The sequence below is a fragment of the Acinetobacter portensis genome (genome assembly GCF_023158935.1).
In the GTDB taxonomy this organism is placed as follows: domain Bacteria; phylum Pseudomonadota; class Gammaproteobacteria; order Pseudomonadales; family Moraxellaceae; genus Acinetobacter; species Acinetobacter faecalis.
Genome location: NZ_CP096121.1, coordinates 97,153 through 121,466 on the forward strand (window position 1 = coordinate 97,153; position 24,314 = coordinate 121,466).

Here is a 24,314-nt window from a genome sequence, read left to right on the forward strand (position 1 = left end):
AATGCAACTAGACCCATCCCTAAGTTTACAGACTTCTTTATCAGCAATAGATGATTTATCAAATGCAAATAAATATATAGAAGAAATTTTAAAGCATATTTGTATAGATTCATTAGGTGTATTAGTTGATGAAGAACGTAAAAATATAATTTTTGTCTTATTGAAAAATAAAAGCCCTGAAAGTTTTTTCCGTATAATTCTCAATTATGATGATACTTTAACTTTTGTCCGAAGATTGCTTGCCAAAAAAATTTCCATTTATGCACGCTTTCTTCAAGGTCACATAATTGATGCCCACACTCTACATGATTTTGAAAAGTTAAAAGAAACATGGAATTTAACCTCCTCTCAAGAGAGCGAAGTTAAAGATGTAGATTTTGTTCCTAGAAAGATTCCTAAACAAAAACCAAACCCTGTAAACCAATTAGAATATTTCATAAAAAGAATTTTTGATTTTGAGCATCTTACAGGTAGGGGTAACGATTTATCTGAAAAAGATAAAAACCAGATTTATCTCTCAAGTCATGGCCGATGTATGTTTAAAGGATGTGGTGCAAAATTAAACATAGATGAAATAACTGGATTTGAAGGTACATATGGCGTTTTAGCTCATAATGTTGCAGCATCAGAAAATTCTACTCGCGGTATCCCCTTCTTCTCATATCAACTATCAGATGATCCAACGAATATTTTATTATTATGTGAAAAACATCATAGGTTAATTGATAAAGTTGCTGGCGCAGAATATACAGCTTCAAGACTCTCGCAAATGAGAAGTAATTTCACAGCACAATGCGAAGATTTATTAGATTCTTTAAGCTTTACTCCTATGCCAGTGTATTTATTTTTCTGGCCCGTGAATCGCAATATTCCTCAGTCTCCTTCACGACGTGATATTGCAAGCTGCCTTCTCCCATTAAAATCTATTTTGCATAAAGATAAGACACTAATTCATGAACCATTACCAGCTCATTTAAGAGCTTCAGCTGATGAGTTCTATAAAAAGTATTTTTTAGAAGAATTTGAAGTTCAAACAGAACAATTACTTAGGGAAACTAAATTTGATGATAAGAGAGTAGCTATTTTTGGCTTCGGCCCTATGCCATGCCTAATAGCATTAGGAAGTAAATTAGGAAATAAAGGGAAATTTATACCTATGCTTATGTATAGGGATGGAAGTTGTTGGATGTGGCCTGATCTTATATGTACAACCAAAGCGTATGAAATTAATAATTTCAGTGAAATAGAAGATTGTACTGAAATTACTATTAGATTGAATCTCACTGCTGATCCAGAAACCTCTAAAAATAAGGCTGTTGAATTAGGACATCCGGTAATTAATATTACTGCTAAACCAGAATATATGGGGAATGGAGCAATAAGAAATCCTGAACGAGGACTAAGTTTCATGCAAGATATTCATGCGTTATTTCATAGTCTAACAGATAAAGGAATTACCAAAATTCATGTCTTACCATGTGCATCCAATGCTGCTTGTATATGGTTTGGACAAGCATTTGATCTGCATCATCCTGAAATGGTTATTTATGATTACTTAAATAATTCAATGGTTCCAAGACTTCAAATTCGAAATAATGGAAGCAAGAATGAAATCGCTGTAATTTAAACAGTATATTTGATAGTACTTTCATACCATTAGATTTAAATATGACATTAGTAAATGGAGTTTAGCTCTAATGGGGCTTTGTTGCATAAATATCTAAGACTATGATTTTGTTTAATTTATTTTTGGATTAAAATTTAAACAAATCCTTAAAAATCAGTATCTTGAAGAATGTTTATACAACAAAGCCGTTTTAAACTAAAAAATGTTTGTAATACTATTTTATTTAAATCACTCTGCGATCTAGGTATTAAATTTAAGACTTTCCATGGTTTTAAATAATCTTGCAGATTTTTTTGTGGTTCGAGAATATTTAAATCTTTATTAATATCAAAATTTGAGGGAATTCCATTTGTATTTTTTGCTAATAATTCCTTAACTAAATTTGTTGGAATAGCTCCATTTAAATGAACGTGTAAATCACCCTTAGGAAGATTCACTATCATATCTTCATTAATTTTTTGTAGTGCAGACATAAGTGTAGAAATTAATATAGCTGATTGAATTTTATCATAAAATCTATTTCCAAGTTATTTATTTTTAAATTTTTCTATTTCAATTCTGAATGGCTTTGTTGCACAAACCTATCTGTAAAGGGTTTTTCAGCGATATAATTTTCAAATGAAGAAGCCTACACACAAAATCTACCGCACAACCAATTGGCCCGCATATAACCGAGCACTCATGAGTCGAGGAAATATTGCCATTTGGTTTGATCCTGCTACGCAATGATATGCTCCATCAAAAGGCAAACAAGGGCGAAATCAAATCTACTCCGACGCAGCCATCCAATGCTGCTTAATGATTAAATCCTTATTCCGTCTGTCTTTACGTATGGTCACTGGCTTTGTGCAAAGTCTGATTAAACTTTGCGGATTAAATTGGATAGCTCCAGATTACACCACGCTTTGTAGAAGACAAAAGCATATTGATATTGTAATCAGTTACCAAAAAAGTAGCGATGGGCTGCATCTACTCATGGACTCTACAGGCATGAAGTTTCTAGGTGAGGGCGAATGGAAACGCAAGAAACATGGACCTGAATATCGTCGCCAATGGCGTAAACTTCATATTGGTATAGATGCTAAAACCCTACAAATACGAGCAGTTCAGCTTACAACCAATAATGTCAGTGATTCACAGGTGCTTGGTGATTTACTTAATCAGATTCCACAAGATGAGCGGATTGACTCTGTTTATACCGATGGGGCTTATGACACCAAGCAATGCCGTCAGGTCATTGCAGATCGGCAAGCGCATGCGGTGATTCCACCTAGAAAAAATGGAAAGATACAAAGAGTAGCTCGCTAGAGCGAAATGAATTACTTCGAACAATTAAACGTTTAGGCAGGACACTATGGAAAAAATGGTCAGGCTATCATCGGCGAAGTTTGGTTGAAACTAAGATGCATTGCATCAAATTATTAGGAGATAAACTCAGTGCAAGGAGTTTTGATAGCCAAGTGAATGAGATCCATGCACGTGTAGCAGTCCTTAACAGATTTACGGAATTAGGTCGACCACTTACCCAAGTTACGCCTTAAATTTGGCTCAATTAGGGGCGCTTTGCATTTCAAATCTTTGGTAAGCGTCCGCTGAACCCCACTTTTTCTAACTCATTAATACCGCGATAGTGTCCACTTAAATTTAAGTGGACACCTATTTATGGATTTAAAGACAGTTATAGACAGTGCACCAACGCTAAAAAAGCCCCGTCGAACCTTCACAGCTGAATTTAAACATCAACTTATTCAGCAATGCCAGCAGCCAGATACATCAGTGGCCAAGGTAGCAATGCAACATCAGATCAATGCCAATCTGCTACATAAATGGATTCGTCAGTCCAGATCAATGCCCCCTGCATTAAAAACCCCATCCATTCCACAGACTGACTTTCTTCCGGTCATTCTTCACCCGACTCCAGTCAAACAAGAAGCACCTCTACCACCTGTGCCAGAGAAGAAAGCTGTCGCTCATATCAGGATTCCATTACATGAGGCACCAAGTTCCGCAAGGGATCAGATGATCGAGATCGACTGGCCGGTGGAGTCAGTAACTGAATTACTGTTGCTGATCCAGGGTTTGACTCAATGATTCGTATTGATGAGATCTGGTTGTCTACCCAGCCGATGGACATGCGTGCAGGGATGGATACAGCCATGGCTCAGGTGCTGAGAGCCTTTGGCTACATCAAACCGCATTGCGCTTACCTGTTCTGTAATAAGCGTGGCCATCGTATGAAAGTGCTGGTGCATGATGGACTGGGTATCTGGCTGTGTGCCCGGCGGCTGGAACAGGGGAAATTCCACTGGGCTAAAGTTCACCAGGGTGAAAGTATGGCGATCAGCCCGGAGCAGTTACAGGCACTGATCCAGGGTTTGCCCTGGCAAAGAATCGGACTGCAGCAAGTGGTAACAATGCTCTAAACCAGGCTCATCCATTCTGCTATTCTCCAAACGTTCTATTTCCTCTGCATCATGACCTCAGGCATACTGCGGTCATGAATACGCTGCCTGACTTAAGCCAACTGACCCATGAACAACTGCTGGAATTTACCCGGCAGTTGGCGATGCAGCATCAGTCTCTAGCACAATCAAACCAGCAATTAGATGCCAGAGTTCAACATCTTGAAGTCACCAATCAGCAATTAGATTCTAAAGTTCAACATCTTTCTATTCTCAATCAAAAATACGAGCATGAACTGGCGCTGTTTAAAAAGCACAAATTCGCCCAAAAGAATGAACACTTAACGGCAAAACAAATCCATCTGTGGGATGAAGCGGTTGAAGAAGATATTGCCGCGGTTGATCTAGAACTGGAACGGCTAAATGCAGATAAAACCAATGCAGCGACACACAAAGCCAAAACCAATAAACCTAAACGTCGACCACTGCCAGATCATCTACACACCATCCGTATTGAGCATGAACCTGCATCAACCCAATGTGCTTGTGGATGCCAACTCCGGCGTATCGGCGAAGATGTCAGTGAAAAACTGCATTTCAGACCGGCACAGTTCTATAAGGAACAGCATGTGCGTGGTAAATGGGTCTGTGATCAGTGTGACACCCTGACTCAGCAAGCGATGCCCGCCTATGTGATTGATAAAGGCATTGCTTCACCTGAACTGCTCAGCCATGTTTTGGTATCGAAATATGCCGATCATTTGCCGCTGTACCGTCAACGTCTGATCTATCAGCGGGCGGGAATCGAACTTTCTAGATCAACTTTATCTGACTGGATAGGTCGCTGCGGTGTAGAACTGGAACCTCTGGCCAATGCCTTAAAAGAGGTGGTACTACAACAGCAGGTGCTGCATGCAGATGAAACACCGGTCACCATCATGCGGATGGGTGAGAATGATAAAAAACCGAAGAAAGGTTATGTCTGGGCCTATGCCACTACACAGTACAATCCAGTTCAGGCGGTGATCTATGACTTTCAGGATAGTCGTTCAGGCCAGCATGCTGCAGAGTTCTTGAAAGGCTGGCAGGGTTATCTAGTCTGTGATGATTACAGTGGTTATAAAGCACGCTTTAAATCAGGCCAGGTCATAGAGGTGGGCTGCATGGCCCATGCACGTCGTAAATTCCATGAACTGCATGTAACTGGGAAAAGTCAGGTCGCTGAACAGGCATTAGTGCTGATTCAGAAATTATATGCGATAGAAGCAGAATTAAGAAAAAAGACGGATGGTACAGCGGAAGACCGCTGCGAATACCGACAACAGCATAGTCAACCGGTCATGCAACAACTATATGAATGGCTCAACCAACATCAGCTGACGGTGCCATCGAGTTCTCCAACCGCCCGGGCGATCAATTACAGCCTAAAACGTTGGACTGCTTTAAGCCGCTATCTGGATGATGGCAATCTACCCATTGACAATAATTGGATAGAGAACCAAATGCGTCCCTGGGCCTTGGGGCGTAAGAACTGGCTATTTGCAGGTTCGCTGCGCAGTGGTCAACGAGCTGCCAATATCATGACTTTAATCCAGTCAGCAAAGCTGAATGGCTTGGATCCGTATGCCTATTTAAGTGATGTGCTGAAAAGGTTGCCAACACATAAAGTGCCCCAAATAGAAGAATTACTACCTCACCGCTGGAAACCTGAACCCCGTTAAAACTTGGCGATGGCGTTCAGCGGATGCTTACAATCTTTGTGCAACAAAGCCACTTCAAAGTAGAAATGTCTGGTCTGGATTGTTGCCACTCTAATTTGAGTTTAAAAAAGCTAGCAAATCTGCTAGCTTTTTAAGATGATTATTCTATTTTTTAGAATTTAATAAACCAAAGAAGTTCTCTCCATCGTTCTCTAAGTCTTCAAAAAACTTATAAAACGATTGGGCAATAGCCTTATTTTTGACAATAATACCCACAGGCACTGTTGTTAAAATATTTGTGGATGAATCACTAACGTGAATAATCAAAACACAAAAAGAGTCTTTCATAACCAAAAGCTCAAAATTACCGTCAAAAACTACACTACTTTCCTTAAACGTTAGAAAGTGCTTGGCTCCTGCCTCAGCTGTGATTAGTTTTTTATAACTTGCGATTGATTGTTTATCATTTCTGTATGCCACTGGTAAGAAGCATTTAAAGTTTTTGGTAATTGTGGTTGTCGATAAACGATCAATAAAATCACTAAATCTATCTGACTTACCCCAAAATTCATCTGATGGAGCTAACCAATACAGCTGTTTATCATCATTATTCTGGTCTTGATATTGTTTGATTGTTTTGAAAAACAGGTCTGAATTTTCCTTAGAATATATTGGCCCGATAAAGTATTCATTGGATTTGTGTTCTAGCTTAAATAAGCGATCTAAATTAAGCTTATTCTCGCTAAAAATAGATTCAACTGAAAAAGTATCCTCCATATCTAATTCATGGAGTACCTTTAGAATATCCTCAATATTTTGTGGCTTCTTAGCTGATCTAAGAGCAGCGTAAAGAGAATCTTCGATTTTGTTAAGATTTTCCATGTGATTAAAATCACTAATCTCTGTAGGTGTATAATTCTCATCAAGCGTCAATGGTAATGTAAAACGACGAGAATGGTCTCGCAATTTTTCCACTTGGCTCATTTTATACAGTTGCAGCTTCTTTTCATCCACTGATGGATTCAACTTAACTAATCCTTGGCTGAAATAAAATCGAAAATTTTTCTGAAACTCCTTACTAACCAAAGACTCACCATTTGAAAGGTATTGGTTAGAAGCATCTAATTTAATTGAATTTGCCCCATTGTCAGATGCGTTGGGATTAACTGGCTCAGGATTCAAGCCAATCATCTCAAAACTCATCTTTTGAATATTGTCCTCAATCTTATTTACATAAGGAATTGCACAAACATCCGAGAATGCTTTCTCAAGTCGCTGAGTCAGAGCAAATCGATCATCTTCAAGATGTTTTATCTGCATTTGTTTTAATAATTTAGTTAATAGCACATCTGTTTCATGATTAGATAACCCTAAGAACCGCGCTATTTTTTCAGCAGAAAGTGGTGCAATTACCAATAGGCGCAATACCATAGAATCAATAAAATCTAAGGTATCTGTTGTGGTATAGCTAAATGCCACATTGAATAGTTGTGATGGCAATGTAACATCTACGTCATGATAGCTTCTTAGTGAATTTTCCATGAGTTATACCCCTGCCTTTCTATATTTTTTTGATCTATTTTTATTAATGTGCGGATTGTTTTGTACTATTTTGACAATGGCGCGTTTTGAAATATATCGATATTCTAAAGTCTGATTTTCACGGCACTTGATGTAATTTAATACGCGTCCTAAAGGTAAGTTACTGTTGACTCCTTGCCACATTTCTGACGCACCAAAGATTACAAGACGATCCATTGCGCGAGATAAAGCCACGTTCACACGATTTGGTGACTTCAAAAATGCAGGAAACTTAGTTGGATCATTTCGCGTAACTGAGAGAATGATGATCTTATTCTGTTTACCTTGATAACTATCCACCGTATCAATACGCACAATTGATCTCAATGCATCTGACACTTCACACAAAGAGAAGGCTTTTCTTAACCGGTTTTTTTGCTCAGCATAGGTACAAATTACACCAATAGCAGGCTCTTTAAGGGAATCAGGCTCTGGCACTAATTTATTTAACAAGAGTTTGTCTTGGTCAATCCGCTGAAGAAAATCGATAATTTCATTAATTTCATGTGGGTTATAAATACTACTACCTTTCTCCATTTTGAAATGCTCAGCATTCCCAGTATCCACCCAAGTAACTGTTGAATTCAATTCTATTACGATGTCGGATGCATAGTTATCAGGCACAATCCGCTTTAACTTAATTTCTTTCAGCTCTTCATCACTTAAACCACGAGAATCGACAACTTCAGTTTCAAGTTTTCCTTCATAAAAACAGTCTGAAACTAATTCGCCGATGCTCGGACTCATTCGGTACTGTGACAAGAGTTCTGAACTAGCCTTTAGTCCATAATGTGAATTAAAGATACGGCCAAAGTCGCTTTGTAATTTATCTTCCAAATCATCATCTGATATCTTAAGTTGCTTAGCTAAAGCCTTTATATGATCGCTCGAATATAGTGGAGGAAGTTGGTCTTGATCCCCAACTAATAAAATACGTGCACCTGACTGCATTGCAATTGCCAATTCTGAAGCGATTGAACGTGCTGCTTCATCAATAATCACCCAATCAAATACGTGATTGGCGATTCCAATACTTTGTTGGCCAACACCAACGCATGTGCCACAGACTAATTGCCTTGTTTTGACCAGAAAACTTTCATAATTAGCATTTTGGCTTTCAATTAATGGTTCATAATCTAGGGCAATATTGATCAAGGCTTTCGCTTTAAGTCCTTCCTCATTAGATACCCCGTAGTATTGATTAAGTGCTGCGAACGTAATCATGTCGATCTTATTTAACTGGTTTAATACTGTTATCTCTTTATCATTGATACAGTCTTCCAGTTGATCCCAAAAGTCTTGATTTCCGTCAAACATGCTCTTCAGCTTATGCATTGCTGATTTGAAAGCCTGGGTATACTCTTCTAATGAGAAACTAAACTTTTGATCAAGATCATCTTGGTCGATTGACTGATACGCAGATTTAAGACTATTTAAAATAGTGACTCTGATTTCATAAAGATCGCTCAAGTATTCAGCTTCAAGTGATAAATCTTTTGCAAGCTCAAGCACTCTTTCTTTAATATTAGACTTAAACAGCTCTATCTGGCTCGTAATAATTGAGCCTGTATAGACATCTTTTAATTCAGGAGACACAGCACTCTCTTTATTGCTTATTCGAGCAATACTTAATGGTGTGTCATACTCTGTGCATAGCTGACGTATACGCTCAACACTTGTATTTACAGCTTCGTGCGACTGACTAACAATTAAGATGTTAGATACATTTTGTTTATCATAGAGATAGTGAGCCAGTATAGAGATAAATTCAGTTTTGCCGGTTCCTGGTGGTCCCTTTAATAGTGATACAGGTCCATACTTAAGCACATTACGGAACGCTTTACGTTGTAATGGATTGAGGGCTTTAACCAATTCCCCATTTTTGTATTTGTTATAGTGATCTAGATCTTCATCAGGCACTTCAATCTCATAATCTTTTGCTTCAATCACTAATGATGGTTCAAAGTAATCTACGAGATTTTCAATGACAGCCTTATTACTCAGAATATTTGTCAGAGCATCTGCACGTTTCCGATTAGATGACTTATCTGCCTTGCTTTGTAGAAACAGTGTTGCTTCTTCAGGAACTTCATTTGTTTTTTTACAAAAATCGATCCACAATTCTCCGACTTTTGATTGCGCAATATTCACCGTACCTATGCAGAAAGTGTAATCACCTCCCGCCCCAGTTTCTTTAGTGCACATTACATCGACTTTATCGGTCTTTGAAAATTTAGCTGAAACATCTTCTGCAGAGTCATAGTATGCAATAGCACTCTTTGAATCTTTAAAATGTTTGCTCGAAACTATCTTTAACGGCTCAGACAGAGTGATTGTAGGATGTGCATGACGCTCAGTCGCCATGACTTTTTTCCACAACTCTTTCGTTTCAATATCAATTAAGTGGCTATGTGTAGGCAGATGACTCATTGGCTGTGCCATAAGCTCATCAGTAGCTATAACATCGCCTATCTCTTCTTGTAATGCTTTTTGTTCACGCAGAGCCCGTAATGTTTCCTCTTTCTCTTGAGTCCTTTTGAGCTGTGCTTGCTTAAACTGTTCAATAGCATCCTTAAAGTTTTGATCTTTTGCTAAGAAGTCATTTAACTCTACAATGTTGTCACGCTTACTCATCCCAGATATCGGGTGGACTTCAATGCTAACATCAATAGTCAGATCTGCATCCCTACTAGCCTTCCACCACAGGTCTTGTTTTTTGACAAAATCAAGGAAACTTAATTGATTTTCATGGGGCTTATAAAACCCTTTTAACATGCCATTGATTCCGCTAAGTGTAAATCGAAAATCCCCCTCACTTGCTGCCTCAAGTTGGATATAAACTTTGCCGTTTTCGGGATAAATCGTAAAGGGCGTCTCAACCTTACTTGTATAAATACTAATCTGAGGAGCTTCTTTTACAATAGCACCCTTACATTCAAATGCCTCTATAAAGCGAGAATTATCAATATAGCGTACACTTGGATCTTCCATTCCTTCTATGCTCAAGGCTGTATTTAGCCAGGATAAAGTAGGATCCATTGAAGCCACATCATCCACAGCCAAGTCTATATCGTATAGATCTGCGATTAATTTCAATGCAGTAAAGTTGTCACACTGAATGACTGTTGGATCTTCAATATCAGATGGGAAATAAGCATTAGAAGAATCAGGTTGTGGTACTTCAGGATGGAAGCAATCATTAAAACTAACTTTCAAGTTTGTTTTATCTACTAGAATCTTTTCATCATCCAAGTTTCCATGTTGAAAGCCATGCTCATGAAATTTTTTCAGAGAATGCAATAACTGAAGTGAAAGTTCATTTTTTTCATCCTCAGTTAAGCCCTCAATAACCGTTGACCAAGCTTCACCCTTTACCATTTCAGTTACTAGATACACACATGCTGTGCTAGTTGATAAACCAAAATCAATAATCTTAGGAAGGTATGGCAAATTGAGAGCCTGCGTCATTTTAAGTTCTTCAAAGAATCGCTTAAAACAACTCTTTTGATAAGTTGTCATTGCAGATGCAACTTTACCCATCCATGTTTTGACTAACATGTTGCCTGATGCATAGAGTGTAAAATTTTGGTTAGCATCAATAGGCGCGCCAAATATCGGGTAACTGATATAGGTATTTGTCTGATTTAAATATGGATTCAGTACATCTGCATCAAGTTCATAACTAACTTGTTCAGCAGGTTTTTGAGCTAAGAAATCTTGGAATACTGCACATGCATTATCATATTTCCCTGTCAAAGCTCGTGTTAAAATACGCTCTAACCAGTGGTTCTGATCTCGCTCCTCAAGACTAAATTTTTTCAATGAACGTGGGCTCAGTCGAGCATTCTTCCAAATATGAAGGATTAACTGCCCTAACCAATACACATCCTTTTGTGCAGCTGTCAGCGCAAGATTCGGAAGATGAGCTGTTGTATTCAAAAATGGGAGTTCGTTAGCCAGTTCAGGGTCAATTTTCGAGGGCTGTGTTTGATCATTTGCTGCCGAAAAATTGGATAGCAATATCTCCTTTTTATAAGAGATCCACACACTATGATCACCCACATCACCATGAGTAATTCCCATTTGATGTAGGTGATTAAATTTACCAAGCAAAATCTGGAATAAATCCAATTTCTCAGATTCAGACATTTTCTCAGCATAAGCGCCGATGAATTCGTTGACTCGATAGCTGTTCTCAGGCAACTCATACAACTCATTATATTTTGATGTCATGTCATCAAGACTTGGGTTTGTAATCGGGTGCAAACAACTTTGATAAAGATCAGGCTTTTCTGTTTTAATTTTTTGGAAAACCCGGCGCTCATTGCAGATCAAGTTGAATCGATGTTGAGGCTGACTCATTCTTGAGTTACTCAACTTGAATTCATTAAAATCCCAACAACGCATTAAAGATTTTTCACCAACGATGGTCAATGAATGCGCTTTATACTCGCTATAAATCTTTTTAGGATGCGGTAAGATCAAGTCACCTCGTTCATGATTATTAATAATCAAAGAGCGTGGTTGAATTTGGTCAGGCGCAAAAATTTCATCAATAATGGCGTGATATTCTTTTTTAATATCATATATGCGACCATCACGTTCCAGATGCTTGCGGAACATATTATTAAAATTCTTCTGTTGAGCTAATTGTATAAACTCATCTATCGAAAGAATGTGCTCTAAATCTTCTGGAGGCAGGCGCGAATAATCTGCTTTACCACACATGACAACAAAGTGAGAAACACTTTGGTAATGAAATGTAATGCCCTTAGCTTTCTTTTCTGAAACTTTATCCTTTAGTTTATTAACTATAATTTGCATTTTTTTTACATTTTTAGCTACAGGGCATGAATCTTGCTCTTTATTACCTACGTACCATTTTCCTGCAACTTTTGTAATTTCCTTACCGTTCCAGTCCTTGAATTCAATGACCAAAATGTTTGCATGAGTAATAATTAGGAGATCATATTCAAATTTCTCAGAACTACCTTTCGCTACTGCTTTTTTTCCATTTTTATGCATAAATTCAAAACCAGCATATGCTCGCCAGTTTTTAGTTTTTTCGCCACGATCAAAGACCTTTTTAATCTTATCAATTGCTTTGAGTTCGTGCTCGTATATACCTGTCTCTGGATATGTAACTTTCATATTAAAAGATTCTTTATTTAAAATGTCTTGCTTTTGCACATACAACAAATAAGCGTCAAAAATGATGCTAAATTTTTATTAACATAAAGTAATGCTATATGTACGGTGTCTTTTAGAAAAAATACTTAGCGTAAGAATTTAGTTTTTTCAGGTTGATGGTTAGTTTGGCCAAATAAGCCCTCCGAAGGTTTTTTATATTCAGTTTAGGATTGTATTTAAAATAAAGTCTGCCAAATATTTTGGTGTAAAACCTGAGTCTTCTAGCACGATCATCATTTAGATGATCTAACTCAATCATTCGTTTAAGCAAAACGTATTTCACTTAACGGTTCATAATGTGACTTATATTACATTTAATTTTTGAGTATTCAAAATTATTTTATTGAATTATAAGAAAAAAACTTAAGGAATTCCTTAAAATTTGATGACAATGGTCATATCTCTAATCACTAAAAAGACCAAAAATAGATATCTACCCATATCTCTCGGACAAATTAACTCTATTTTATAAAAGTATCAATAAATTCATTAGGTTCATGAACCAAAAATTTATAATTATTTTTTTATTTATATAAGTTATTGAAAATAATAAATAAAATTATTAAAAGTTTTATTAACTAGACTTCAGGTGAACATAAGTTAAAGTTCGAATTAAAATGAATAGGGTAGTCGCAATTTCCAAAAAATGACAGCTCATGTGTCGTTTAGATACTAACAATTTGTTTATTATAACAAATCTTAAGCATGTTAGCTGTCGTCATTCTTTGATACGGTCTACGTACTACCGTACAATCATCAGCTATATTCATGGTGTTACTTTGCATAATTTACATTTTCTGCATTCAAACCAATCAATCCAAAATTACGTGCACGTTCGAGACACATAAGCTGTCATTGACGACACATGTAATGTCACTGGTTGCGTTCGTGCGTCTATTTCCGTTGAACTATGCTATACCTTGAATAGCCAGCTACTCGGTTCACTGAAATACTGACCGACACGTTAGATTTCAGTTTTAAATCAAAATAGCGATCAATCGTCACAATTAGATGTTTTACATAATCAAAAACTACATATGTTAAATCCTTTAAATCATTGTTCTGGTGTGCAACTTCAATAAATTCTGAAAACAACGCTACACCTGTTTCGTTGGCCAGATTCGCTAACTGATTATCCAATCCGGCAATTGCCGTTAATTCTGATGCAATCACCACTTTATGCATTGCTGTTTCCGCTTCAATGCCTTTGTACTCAATCCCCTTGTATATATAGACATCGTTTTCTCGTTTGCCTTGGTTCCAAGGGTTATCCGTACCATCCAGTCTAGGCATGCTGTACGGTCGTTTTAGTTTTGCTGGAGGTGTTTGTTTAGCGGTGACTTCATAAAGGTTAAATACGCAATCTGTGTAGCGTTTAAGGCTATGGTATGTCAAAGCTTGCTGTTTGGCGGTCAACTCCCGTGGTGATACATGATTCACCAAGGTTTTGAACATTTCTAATGATTCTGGTGTGAACGATCCATCTTTTTTTGCATTGTCCATCAGGTCTTTTTTAGCCCATTTATGCTTTAGTTTTTCCGCTTCAGCATCAGATATTTTCTCTCCCCGATACACGTATCCACGCGCTGCGTTTGAATACTCAAAATCTGCTCGTTTTACTGCCTTGTAGACCATTGTTTTTGTCATTTGTTTTGCACCAGTTTTTCCCATAGTTGTGGCGACCGCTTGAGGGCTTAACACGTACCCATTCTTTTTCGCTTCGGTCGTAACACCAAAACTCGTACCCTAAACAACAACGTTTATTCACGACATAGCGGTAGGTGTTGCAGATCGTAAGCATATTCTCAGTGGCGTTAACTTCCCAAGGTTTAAACGCAATAAGCTCTGTTATTGCTTCCCTGTAAAGTCGTGTTGCTTTGGGATTATTGAATAAGATCCGTTCTTTTTTTGAGGTCTTAGTGATTGCATTCATTTCGTCCACGACCTCACTAATGCTTTTAGCCAATCATCCATCAAATCAACTAAAATTGCCCGTTCTCTGCCTGTTGGATATGCGCTTAACTTCATATTCCAACTATTTGCCGACTCTTCTGTGCCGTGCACCAAAAACCCATTTTGTTGATCATTTTCAGCCAGCTTATCCGTCACCCAACATTCAAACAGTCTGGCAAAGATTTCTGTTGGCTGTGACCAATACATTGACCGTGATTGATCTAGGTGCATGGCGTTATTCATAAAGCCCGTACCGCCTTGTCTTTCTTCGTAATCAAGGTATTTGGTTGACTTAAAAGTAAGATAATTAACCAGCTTGATAAACTTATCTGCAGTCTGGCCATCTTTAAGATGTTTGTATGCTGACTCTTGATGATTCTGTACTGAGTAACGCCCTTTACTGGTGTAAAGAAAGTATTCGCTAAAAAAGTTATTATTGAGTCCGTTTCGTTTTGCCAAAACACAATCAAATCCGTGCGCGAACTCATGGGCTAGTGCTCCAACACCTTGCGTCTTGGTCAAATGAATAAGCATATTACCTGGTTCAAAGTGAGCTGCTGCGCTATCAACGCCTGTGCCACGCGAACCGAATGCTATTCCTAGCTTACCGCCTAAAGATGCGAACGTAACGGGTAGACCTAGAAGTTCGACAAGATCCATTAGTGAGTCATACGTGCAATTCAGAAACCATGCACGTTCCTTTTGATTTACCCAATTGCCGAACTCGACTCCAGAAAATTTGAAATAGTCCATAAGCAACTGGCTATCGATGTTTTCACCCTTTCGATGGTCCTTACCCTCGCGCACTTCAACTCTGTCGTAGCGCGGTCTTTTGGGTGGTTTTGCGCGTCCTTTTTTGGGTTCTATGACTCGTTCATCTAAAATTGGCTGAAAAAATGTTTTTACTTTTTCTAGTGCTGCATTGAATGTGTCGTATTCCGTCCAATCATCTAGTGTTTGAAACCGCTTTGCTGAAATGGATTTAACGGCATACCACTTATGTTGACCAGTCTCAGTGTTTAATAATTTTTTGGCACCATAATTATCCGTATCAAGTACACGATCGTCTGGCCATCCTAAAGGGATTAAGTTTTTTAAGCGTAAACGTGTGTCTGAACTAAATGATAGTGGGTGTTTAACTCTGCGATTGGTATGTCGTCCAGCTGAGTAGCGTTCTAAAATATCTTTTTCACTTCGTCCAGCACCAAACTTAACGGTCATGTACGCATTAAAGTCGTCTGTCAGTTGTTCTAAACGTTCGTAGTGTGAGCTTTCATATTTGTTTTTTAAGAAGTGTAGCGTAGCAATGTAGGCATCATCCCATTGCTTTTGACCTATGCTAAACCAACCGCCCCCTAAAGGCTTGTTGGTTAAGTTTGCATAGACCAAAGAAAATAATAGTGCATGTTTTACAGGTTTATGGCCAGATTGGGCATCAGCTCTAAAATCAGGCTTTTGCCAATATTCCTTTTTAGTCACTAGGCTGTCAGACTTAATTCCATTCATGTTGCCTGAGAAGTCTGGTGATGGGTTGTCTTTACGTGCACCAGCAAACTTTTTACCTACATCCGTAATAGGACCATCTTTTTTTTCATTACTATTTATTTCTTCAGTCATAGCTAAACCACATAATTGTTAGTTGCGTATATCGTCCAAGATTTCTGACAGATCAAACAGATTAATATCTTTGAGTTTTGCTTCAGCATTGATGCACTCAAGTAAATTCATAAAACCAACAAAAATAATGTGTGGTATTGGTCTATTGTTGATATGCACGGGTGTTGACCAAGTGCGTACACGCGTTTCGCATATTTCAAGCCCTTGTTCTTCAAAAAGCTTGATCAATGTCGGGATGTCTTTGTCTAGTTGAGTAAGGGCTAATAACGACCGAAATACATCATTTAAGCTAATAGAGTGGTGACGATGGTTCGGATTGTGCTGTTTTCTATTGTCGCCCTGTTGTTGATTAAAGTAATGATGTTTTTCGCGATCTTGAGATGTTCTGTTTAAATATTTCATTTGGTATTAAGCTCCAAAGAGATAGCTGTAAATCAGGTACAAAATAAAAGTTATTGTTAATCCCGACACCAATAGAGAATTGATCGGGTAATTTTCTAAGTTAAAAGGTTTTCTGTGATAGCTCACTCCCCAATCTGAAACAGATCCTCGCTCTACGGCACTATAAAAGTTAGTTTGTGAGGCGTTTAAACGGTTGTTGTCTACTGATATGAATTCCAGTTTGCACAGCAATTCGTCACTCAGGTAGTTAAAGAAAGTCGTTGGTGTACCATTTGATAGGATGTGTATATAACCGACCTGTTTTTGGGTATAACCCATTCGCTCATACGCTTTTTGAAATTCGTGCGTTAAAGTCGCACTAAACTTATCCCCCTTATTTTTGGCAATCAGTTCAATTGGTGGCTCAGCTCCAGCCTGAATAAGCTTGGTGAATTTAGGACTACCACAACCCCAATTTTGAGAGATCCAAACACCGCGTTTTGTGTCGTGAATCAAACCATCAACAATGACCACGGCTGCATCACCGATGTCGCCGTTTTCTTTTTCTGTAAATTCGGTGTTATCAACGTCTTTTCTGAATTCTTCAGGCATTGGCCTTAAAACTTCTAAAAGATTGGTACTGTCACTTTGTACATGACCAGTAGCCAAAATCATCGACTCAATTTTTTTTAGGGCATGTTCAGGTACTATCAATACTGAATGTACACGCTGGTCATACGCATCAGATTGAATGTCTTGAGCTTCGGTATTCTTTTCAATAGTGCTTAATTCCATATTATTTCTCTGCCTGGGCTTTCTGGTATTCAACTGCAGTCTTCATTGAATATTCGGTATCATCTTCGTGCTCTGTACCAACCATGCTTTGCTGACCTTGGTATATACCTTTAACAGCATTGACGAATGCGTTATGCGCCGTAGCGTTGTAATACGTTAAGTTTCCAGCACTGGTCGAATCATTGAATGTCAAAGTATTAGGAACATGCCAAACTGCTGAATAAGCCTTGCCATCGATAACAACAATAGGTTCAAACTCGACCGCTTCACGGTGCTTGGTTTCATTCCATGGTGTATAGAAAACAGTATTGTTTTTGAGGTTGTAGACCTTGAATACGATCTGGCCAAGATTCCGTATTTTGGCCTCTTTGTTGTATGCCTCTAAAACCTTGTCTTTTTGGAAGTCTGTAATTTCAAGCTCAGGGTTCTTCGTAATCACCAGTGTTTCATCAGTCGTTTTAATCTCAGATGGAACGTAGATTTTTGAACCTTTAGGGAAACGTCCTGATTTCTCCAATGCGGATCTAAACTTGTTATTTGCATCCAAGAAGTTGCCAAACTCACTACTGAAGTAGCTGTAAAAATTTGATGCACTGGTGAACATGCCAAACTGATTCACCCGAACAATTTGCTCAGATACAGTGGATGCTAAACTTGCATATGGTTTGCCCGACACATCAATTTCGCGCCATTTGTAGTTACGTACACCTACTTCTTTGTCGCATGCATCATTAAACATAGATGTAGAAACAATATCGCCGTCCAAGCGCTTCACATAAGCAACCGGGTAACTGCGGATAGGTGCCATACGAACAGCTTTGTTTGAATTGGTGTAAAAGCCAGATGACGAAATGATATTTTGTTCAGATGATTTAATTTGATAACTTCGTAATGTATTTAACTGTCGATCAAAGCTATCAATTTCAGATTCATATAAAACATCACCCTCAACAGATGTCGCGATTGAATAAGGGGCATACATCACATCGCCCTGAACTTTATCCATGATCTGCTCAGCTTCAATACGATATAACGGCTGTGAGAACATGCCATTTGATGCCAAAGCTGGTAGATCTCCCCCTACACCAAAATTACACGCTACTTTGTGGCTGGTGGTAGAAAGGCTTGATTGAGGTAATTTGTAGTTAGATGGATTGTAAGTGGTAACACGTTCATCATATTTGCGAACTTGTTCCTCAACTTTCTTTTCAATGGGATCTATTTGTTCTTCTTGAGATGCAGTATCAGTATTTGAAGGCTTTAACTTATCACAACCAAATAGCAAAACTGACAATATCGCTATGGTAAGGGTTTTCTTATTCACTAATTAATGACCTAACTTAAAACTACTAATACCCCACATTATAATTAAAAATAAGTATTAATGAAGTGGTATTTAATAGTTTAAGGACTTTTAAGCGAAAAACCCAATATCATTAATTAGTTTTAACGAACATTCTTTTAATGCAACTTCATAACCGCCGTTATTATTAAATGTAAAAGCAAATGGTAGCATTTTATCAATCGCAAATATCTTCTCTAATAAGTCGTTGTTTTCTGCAGATGGCTTATCCTTTAAGGCATATTGCATGGAAAACTTAGCATTTATACCCGTGCTTTTATATAAAGCATTTATTTGTTCTTTAAGGCTTTTTTCCACTTCTTGCACAGTATTGAAAATAAAATTCTGATTAACAGTGAATTTATCAGTTTTCAAAGATCCAAAGGTCCACGCCAGACTCTCCGAAACCACATACCCTAGAACAGTCTGCAATTCTTCATCTTCAAATTTGTGATAATGAACGTATGATTTAGTTTTACCGTTAAAATATAAAATAGAAATGGAGAACAACACCTCTTTGTGAGCATATTTAAAAGGTACTTTAACAAGACTATAAAAGTTTAAGAGCTCAACGTTGGAGGCTTTAGACATATTTTTTAAAAAAATTTTAAAGACATTAAAGTGATTATACTAAAAATATCAAAGAAATGTTAAAGGGTTTTAAAATGGATACAGTTGTTCTAAAAAATAGTTTAATTGCTAGTTTAGTTTTTGTATGTGTGTTCCTGGTGTTCCAAAACATCGACCATAGAGTTTCTGAACGTATACAGCTTGAGTCAACCAGTGCAGCATTCGAGTCGCTTGATAAAGACTTTTCTGCGATCAAAAGAAATGTGGATACTGAATTCAATAAGCTCCCGAAGTACGTGAAGCCAAGCAAAGAGCAATCGATCAATGATGCATTGGAATTCATTAAATTCTCGAAACAGACCTTTACTGACACAATGGCCCAAAATGAAGAACTTTTAGCAGAAGTTAAGGGTTTTGAGAAAAAGGCAAATGATGTTTTAGAAAAATAATAGTTATTTTAAAAAGAAAAATGGGAAGCTATAAGCCTCCCATTCTTTTAATGTCGTAAGAAACATTTAAATTTTGTTCTTAAAAGTATTATAGTAAAACTAATAATTTATGCAAATACTTTTAACAGAAATATCTAAAAGGTCTTTAACACTCAACGAATCCGAATAACTTAGACAGTGTGAATAAATTGTTAAAGTAGTCGAGTGTATATGTAAAACATTGGTATACCCATTAGAGATATGCGAATTATTATATATGTAAAACCTAACATACTTTTTAGTCGTATCTTGCGTAAAACTTACCAGATAATCTTTTGTGTTTTCATTTATGTTATCTTCGTATTGCTCTGTTATGCTCAGGATCTCTTTGCTGTTCAGCCAATAACTGCCTGTTTTATCTTGTTTAATCTGTTCCAAAATCAAATTATTTAATGACTGGTACTCTTTCGTTATTGCTTTGGCATATCGTTTTGATGACTGATGTTCTTTCCAGTCAATTTTTGCTTTCTTAAACAGTTTGAAAGCTGTAACCGCGCACAATATAGCTGAGATGGTACATAATATTATTCTACTACTATCACCTATAATGCCAATCATTCCTAAATGCACATCTTTTGAGAATAAACCGTTCAAAGATAGGTATACGCCAAAGATACAAAAACTTAACGCAAAAACCACAACTAAAATTAAAGTTGCTCTAATTAAAAGCTCATTAAAAGTAATTTTTCTTAAACTTTTGGTATAAAGCTTAATCTTATCTTTTTCAGATTTTAACATTTTAGCCAAGAACTTATGTTCTCTTTTTCCTCTGCTAAAAGGTGGTGTTACAGCATCTTTAAAAGTCATGTATAATCAAAAGTATTTTAACGTTCCATTAAATATACACTACACCTGGGCCTATTTAAAATGAAACATTATAGAATTATCGCTATTTTAATACCTTTAATATTTTCAGGTTGTGCAGCAAGCCACTCAGACAAAGAGCTTGTTGACTCTTATTACAATGACCAACAAAAAACAATAGAAAGCGATGTAGATCAACTCGTTAATTCCTACTCCGCTAAAGTCGTTACTCAGTACTACCCTGAACCATACTTCAATCCAACCAAGCCAATACCGCATTATTACGCTTTAAAGCTTGATGAAATGGGTATCCCTTACCCAAAAGAGCTTGTATACGACAATGCCGACTATAATTTTTATAAAGAGCAGGCTAAGTTTAATGCAAACAATAATGACGTAATTGATACAGATCACCACGATCACTAAAACTTTTTTATCGTAGGTGTTTTGTTGAGGGGCGTTTCTTGCCGAAACCTTTCTTAACCCCTTAGTGTATGAGGGTAAAAGATTCATACTATATTTTAGAAAATACACTTGATGGAGATAAAGACCAAAAAATCAAAGTGTTGAGAGTAAGCCAGTATGATACTTTTTATTACCCTCATACATTATCTTCTGAACTATCTTCACTCCTTTTTTGATTGGCTTCTTTGATAACATTTTCAATAAAACAGATAAAGAGGTGGTCCCACTTGTTTGAACAACTAAAAGCGTATTTATAAGTGATATTCCGCTCTAGTTAAGCCACCTTGTTTTGTTGGGGTAGCTGATCATAGTAAAACTCATTTGGTGTCATTTTGTCTAGACTCGAATGAGGTCGTTTCAAATTATAAAACTCAAAATATGCACTTAATTGCTTTTTCGCATCTGTGACACTGCTATAAGCTTTGAGATACACCTCTTCATATTTAACGCTCCGCCATAATCGTTCAACCATCACATTATCTACCCATCGACCTTTACCATCCATACTGATTTGAATGCCATTTGATTTCAATACATCAATAAATGCATCACTGGTAAACTGGCTGCCTTGGTCTGTATTAAATATTTCAGGTCGACCATATTTTTCAATCGCTTCATTTAAAGCCGAAATACAAAAATCCACCTCCATACTAATCGATACCCTATGCGCAAGTACCTTGCGGCTATGCCAATCAATCACAGCACATAAATAAACAAAGCCTTTTGCCATAGGGATATACGTTATATCCGTAGACCACACTTGATTACTGCGCTGAATAGCCAACCCTTTGAGCAGATATGGATATTTACGGTGAGCTTGATTAGCCTGGCTTAAATTTGGTTTGCAATATAACGCCTGAATACCCATTTTCTTCATTAAAGTACGTGTATGACGTCGTCCTATATGATGTCCTTGACGATTCAACAAATCACGCATCATACGACTGCCTGCAAAAGGATATTGCATATGTAATTCATCAATACATCGCATCAGCTTCAGATCTGATGCACTCACAGGTTTTGGGCGATAGTAATAACAACCACGGGAGACTTTCAGCAGCTTAGCTTGCTTAGATACTGAAATCTGAAGTGAGTCGTCGATTAACTTTTGTGGTTGAAGCGGCCCAGTTTCTTCAACACACCTTCTAAAAAATCAATTTCTAATGCCTGCTCACCGATTTTTGCATGTAGTTTTTTTAGATCGATGGGTGGTTCTGTTGGAGCTTTTGATTGATCGAAAGCTTGCGAGGAAGCTGAGATCAATTGATTTTTCCAGTCAATAATTTGGTTTTGATGAACATCAAACTCAGCACTCAATTCAGCAAGTGTTTTTTCTGCTTTAATCGCAGCAAGTGCTACCTTAGCTTTAAAATCATTTGAATGATTTCTTCTTGGTCTACGTGCCATAAAATACTCCATATATTGATGTTTATAACATCATTTGAGGAGCAGAATATCACTTATAGGAGTTGTTCAAATTTACGGATCCATCTCTTAACTAAATTTAAAGCGATTAAAAATAATACGATATAGCCAATAGTTTTTAGAGTTAGTACAAAGTTATTGAATACATAAGTTGATGCTTTTCCTATTCCTATATAAACCACATAACATGCAAATATAACCAATGCTATTGCACTAATTGAAATTATTGCAAGTCCAGTATTTTTTAAAAATGAGCGCAATAAGTATTTATCGAATTTAGAATTATTCATAGCCATATACTATCCTTCATAAAAATTTCATTTTCTAACATTGAACGAAGCGCAACTATTGCTGCACCACCGCCAACAATAATTATGATAAAGCCGAATAAAAAATTGAGATTCATGTTTGCAGCTATGTTTAATTATTTAGATTTAAGCAACTTAATTAGTAGCATTACAATAGTTATTGTACGAGAGTACTTTAGAACCTAAGAATGTGGCTCGTGAGATTCGTTCTGCTTGTAGTGATTTAATCAAAAGAACAGTAATAATAGAAACACCTATTGGTGACTTGGAAACGCATTGGCTTCACAATGTATTGCACTTTAAAAGCGAAACTTTTGAACGCTTAAAAAAGCAATATCCTGATGCCAAGAATGACGAAGAATTTATTAATGCACTTAGACTGCATAATCTTTTAGATAGCCTGCCAATCGTTGTAAATAGCGATGATAATGTCGTGGCACGAATTGTTTTCCATGAAGATATGATGCCTTATTTGAGTGATCTGAAAAGTCATTTCACACAGTATTTTCTTTCAGACTGCAAAGGTTTTAGTGGTGCTTATAGCTTCCGAATATATCAATTAATGATGCAATTTAAGTCGACAGGTTATTGCAACATTCCCCTTAAAGAATTGCGTAAAATACTTTCTTTAGAAAGTCTATATTCAAATGCTGCTGATTTAAAAAGGCGTGTGATTGATGCTGCATGTACTGAAATTAATGAAAAATCCCCTTATACGGTTAAATATGAGCTAATTAAAAAGGGCAATAAATTTCATAGTCTTGAGCTAAAATTTAAGAAGAAAAATGCAGAAAAAGAGCAATTAAGATGCCCTGACACAATTGATATGTTTGAAGAACAGAAAAATAACTTCCTTAAACTGTCTGATGCTCAGGTTGATAGTTTTGGTAATCAATTATCAGAACTTTCTGAATTAAGTTATTTAGCTAGAGAGGGTGAAAGCTACAAAGATTTAGCATTAAGGCTTAAAACAATGCTTCGAGATCCTGACCAACAACCACAGCTTCTTCCATATTTAAAAAAACTAGGATTTAAACCATGATTGAGTTAGATAATTTTAATTTTGATGAAGAAGTTGCCAAATTCAATGATGTTATTTTCAATCAGAGTAATGAAGTAAAAGCAAAGATATTGACTGGATATTTAAGCTCTATTATTGATGTTGAGATTAAACATTTTGATGATTTCAATGATCATAAAACAGTGCTTAAAGATATTGAAAGCAAAGTAACCTTTGCTATCAATATGCTAAAAACAATACAAAATTAATTATGGCAGATTAAATAATTTTCTATCCCGATCTTCTGTTAAATACTCGTTGATGCCAGCGAGTATTTTTTGTTTCTCTGCTTCATCTTCCATTTTCTTGAGCAAGTAAGAACCCAGTAAAATTTTACGTCTGGTATCGTTTTTTCGATCTTGTTCTTTCTGTTTTGCCTTTTCACGAGCGTCTTTAGCCTGCTTTTGAGCTTTAAGCTGCTTTAAGCGTTCTTCCTGTTGCTTTAAGCGTTCTTCCTGCTTAGCAATTCTCTGTTCTAAAGATTCATTTGTCATTGTAATTCCCATACCTAAAAAACCATTCAAGCATAGGATACCTGCCATTGAGATTCAATGCCTTCCTAAGCTATAATGGTTTTCCAGAATGGCGCACTTTACCAAACTAATT

General features: G+C 36.9%; 21 protein-coding genes and 1 pseudogene. 9 read left to right on the forward strand and 13 right to left on the reverse strand.

The genetic code is table 11. The features are described 5' to 3' along the window. The first annotated feature begins 1 nt into the window (after window position 1). Window positions 2-1,627, forward strand: a complete 1,626-nt coding sequence (locus MZO21_RS13295; protein ID WP_005006366.1) for an SAVED domain-containing protein — start codon at window positions 2-4, stop codon at window positions 1,625-1,627. 146 nt (window positions 1,628-1,773) lie between these two features. Here MZO21_RS13295 and MZO21_RS13300 read toward each other — a convergent pair whose 3' ends face one another. Continuing rightward, complete coding sequence (locus MZO21_RS13300) at window positions 1,774-2,100, reverse strand: hypothetical protein (protein WP_005028412.1); 327 nt, start codon at window positions 2,098-2,100, stop codon at window positions 1,774-1,776. 145 nt (window positions 2,101-2,245) lie between these two features. On the opposite strand from MZO21_RS13300, the pseudogene MZO21_RS13305 reads away from it, so the two are divergent. The 4 genes and pseudogenes from MZO21_RS13305 to tnpC all read left to right on the forward strand — a co-directional run bounded on the left by MZO21_RS13305 (window position 2,246) and on the right by tnpC (window position 5,750). Further along, a pseudogene (locus tag MZO21_RS13305) lies at window positions 2,246-3,168 on the forward strand (IS5 family transposase). Between the two features lie 121 nt (window positions 3,169-3,289). Beyond that, window positions 3,290-3,718 carry an IS66-like element accessory protein TnpA gene (gene tnpA, locus MZO21_RS13310; RefSeq protein WP_000364662.1) on the forward strand — a complete coding sequence of 143 codons (429 nt, stop codon included), beginning with the start codon at window positions 3,290-3,292 and terminating at the stop codon, window positions 3,716-3,718. Continuing rightward, window positions 3,715-4,050, forward strand: a complete 336-nt coding sequence (gene tnpB / locus MZO21_RS13315; RefSeq protein ID WP_000618090.1) for an IS66 family insertion sequence element accessory protein TnpB — start codon at window positions 3,715-3,717, stop codon at window positions 4,048-4,050. Before tnpA ends, tnpB begins: the two co-directional genes overlap by 4 nt. Window positions 4,051-4,124: 74 nt before the next feature. Continuing rightward, window positions 4,125-5,750: an IS66 family transposase gene (gene tnpC / locus MZO21_RS13320; RefSeq protein ID WP_046023745.1), complete on the forward strand. Its 1,626-nt coding sequence runs from the start codon at window positions 4,125-4,127 to the stop codon at window positions 5,748-5,750. Between the two features lie 144 nt (window positions 5,751-5,894). Here tnpC and MZO21_RS13325 read toward each other — a convergent pair whose 3' ends face one another. The 8 genes from MZO21_RS13325 to MZO21_RS13360 form a co-directional block, all read right to left on the reverse strand. Beyond that, window positions 5,895-7,271, reverse strand: coding sequence for a hypothetical protein (locus MZO21_RS13325; RefSeq protein ID WP_005005738.1), 1,377 nt, complete (start codon window positions 7,269-7,271; stop codon window positions 5,895-5,897). 3 nt (window positions 7,272-7,274) lie between these two features. After that, window positions 7,275-12,500: an AAA domain-containing protein gene (locus tag MZO21_RS13330; protein WP_005005740.1), complete on the reverse strand. Its 5,226-nt coding sequence runs from the start codon at window positions 12,498-12,500 to the stop codon at window positions 7,275-7,277. A gap of 894 nt (window positions 12,501-13,394) precedes the next feature. Continuing rightward, window positions 13,395-14,201 carry a hypothetical protein gene (locus MZO21_RS13335; RefSeq protein ID WP_010591556.1) on the reverse strand — a complete coding sequence of 269 codons (807 nt, stop codon included), beginning with the start codon at window positions 14,199-14,201 and terminating at the stop codon, window positions 13,395-13,397. A 228-nt stretch (window positions 14,202-14,429) separates the two neighbouring features. After that, a complete protein-coding gene (locus MZO21_RS13340; protein ID WP_005005743.1) occupies window positions 14,430-16,070 on the reverse strand; it encodes an LPD1 domain-containing protein in 1,641 nt (546 codons plus the stop codon). An 18-nt stretch (window positions 16,071-16,088) separates the two neighbouring features. Next, entirely contained in the window at window positions 16,089-16,472 is a 384-nt protein-coding gene (locus tag MZO21_RS13345) for a hypothetical protein (protein WP_005005744.1), read from the reverse strand. 6 nt (window positions 16,473-16,478) lie between these two features. Next, window positions 16,479-17,246 carry a hypothetical protein gene (locus MZO21_RS13350; protein ID WP_005005745.1) on the reverse strand — a complete coding sequence of 256 codons (768 nt, stop codon included), beginning with the start codon at window positions 17,244-17,246 and terminating at the stop codon, window positions 16,479-16,481. 1 nt (window position 17,247) lies between these two features. Continuing rightward, a complete protein-coding gene (locus tag MZO21_RS13355; protein ID WP_024160812.1) occupies window positions 17,248-18,540 on the reverse strand; it encodes a hypothetical protein in 1,293 nt (430 codons plus the stop codon). A gap of 120 nt (window positions 18,541-18,660) precedes the next feature. Beyond that, entirely contained in the window at window positions 18,661-19,179 is a 519-nt protein-coding gene (locus MZO21_RS13360; RefSeq protein WP_005005747.1) for a hypothetical protein, read from the reverse strand. Between the two features lie 74 nt (window positions 19,180-19,253). Here MZO21_RS13360 and MZO21_RS13365 point away from each other — a divergent pair, with 74 nt between their 5' ends. After that, entirely contained in the window at window positions 19,254-19,607 is a 354-nt protein-coding gene (locus MZO21_RS13365) for a hypothetical protein (RefSeq protein ID WP_005005748.1), read from the forward strand. Window positions 19,608-19,706: 99 nt separating this feature from the next. Here the strand turns inward: MZO21_RS13365 and MZO21_RS13370 are convergent, their stop codons facing one another. Next, window positions 19,707-20,453: a hypothetical protein gene (locus MZO21_RS13370; protein ID WP_005005749.1), complete on the reverse strand. Its 747-nt coding sequence runs from the start codon at window positions 20,451-20,453 to the stop codon at window positions 19,707-19,709. 60 nt (window positions 20,454-20,513) lie between these two features. On the opposite strand from MZO21_RS13370, the gene MZO21_RS13375 reads away from it, so the two are divergent. After that, the gene (locus MZO21_RS13375; RefSeq protein WP_005005750.1) at window positions 20,514-20,876 is read left to right on the forward strand and encodes a hypothetical protein; all 363 of its coding nucleotides are present in this window, start codon (window positions 20,514-20,516) and stop codon (window positions 20,874-20,876) included. A 313-nt stretch (window positions 20,877-21,189) separates the two neighbouring features. Here MZO21_RS13375 and MZO21_RS13380 read toward each other — a convergent pair. Together MZO21_RS13380 and MZO21_RS13385 are read right to left on the reverse strand one after the other, a co-directional pair. Beyond that, a protein-coding gene (locus tag MZO21_RS13380) for an IS3-like element ISAba14 family transposase (protein ID WP_223155595.1) occupies window positions 21,190-22,322 on the reverse strand; the annotation gives its coding sequence in 2 pieces (ribosomal slippage) (window positions 21,190-22,070 and window positions 22,070-22,322; 1,134 coding nt in all). A gap of 53 nt (window positions 22,323-22,375) precedes the next feature. Further along, on the reverse strand, window positions 22,376-22,636 hold the full coding sequence (locus MZO21_RS13385) for a hypothetical protein (protein WP_248104228.1): 261 nt from the start codon (window positions 22,634-22,636) through the stop codon (window positions 22,376-22,378). A 202-nt stretch (window positions 22,637-22,838) separates the two neighbouring features. Between MZO21_RS13385 and MZO21_RS13390 the strand changes: the two genes are divergently transcribed. Both MZO21_RS13390 and MZO21_RS13395 read left to right on the forward strand, forming a co-directional pair. Next, window positions 22,839-23,690, forward strand: coding sequence for a RepB family plasmid replication initiator protein (locus MZO21_RS13390; protein WP_119065088.1), 852 nt, complete (start codon window positions 22,839-22,841; stop codon window positions 23,688-23,690). Further along, on the forward strand, window positions 23,687-23,917 hold the full coding sequence (locus MZO21_RS13395; protein WP_005028396.1) for a hypothetical protein: 231 nt from the start codon (window positions 23,687-23,689) through the stop codon (window positions 23,915-23,917). The genes MZO21_RS13390 and MZO21_RS13395 overlap by 4 nt, the downstream gene beginning before the upstream one ends. Here MZO21_RS13395 and MZO21_RS13400 read toward each other — a convergent pair whose 3' ends face one another. After that, window positions 23,918-24,202: a hypothetical protein gene (locus tag MZO21_RS13400; protein ID WP_034619196.1), complete on the reverse strand. Its 285-nt coding sequence runs from the start codon at window positions 24,200-24,202 to the stop codon at window positions 23,918-23,920. Window positions 24,203-24,314 lie beyond the last annotated feature (112 nt).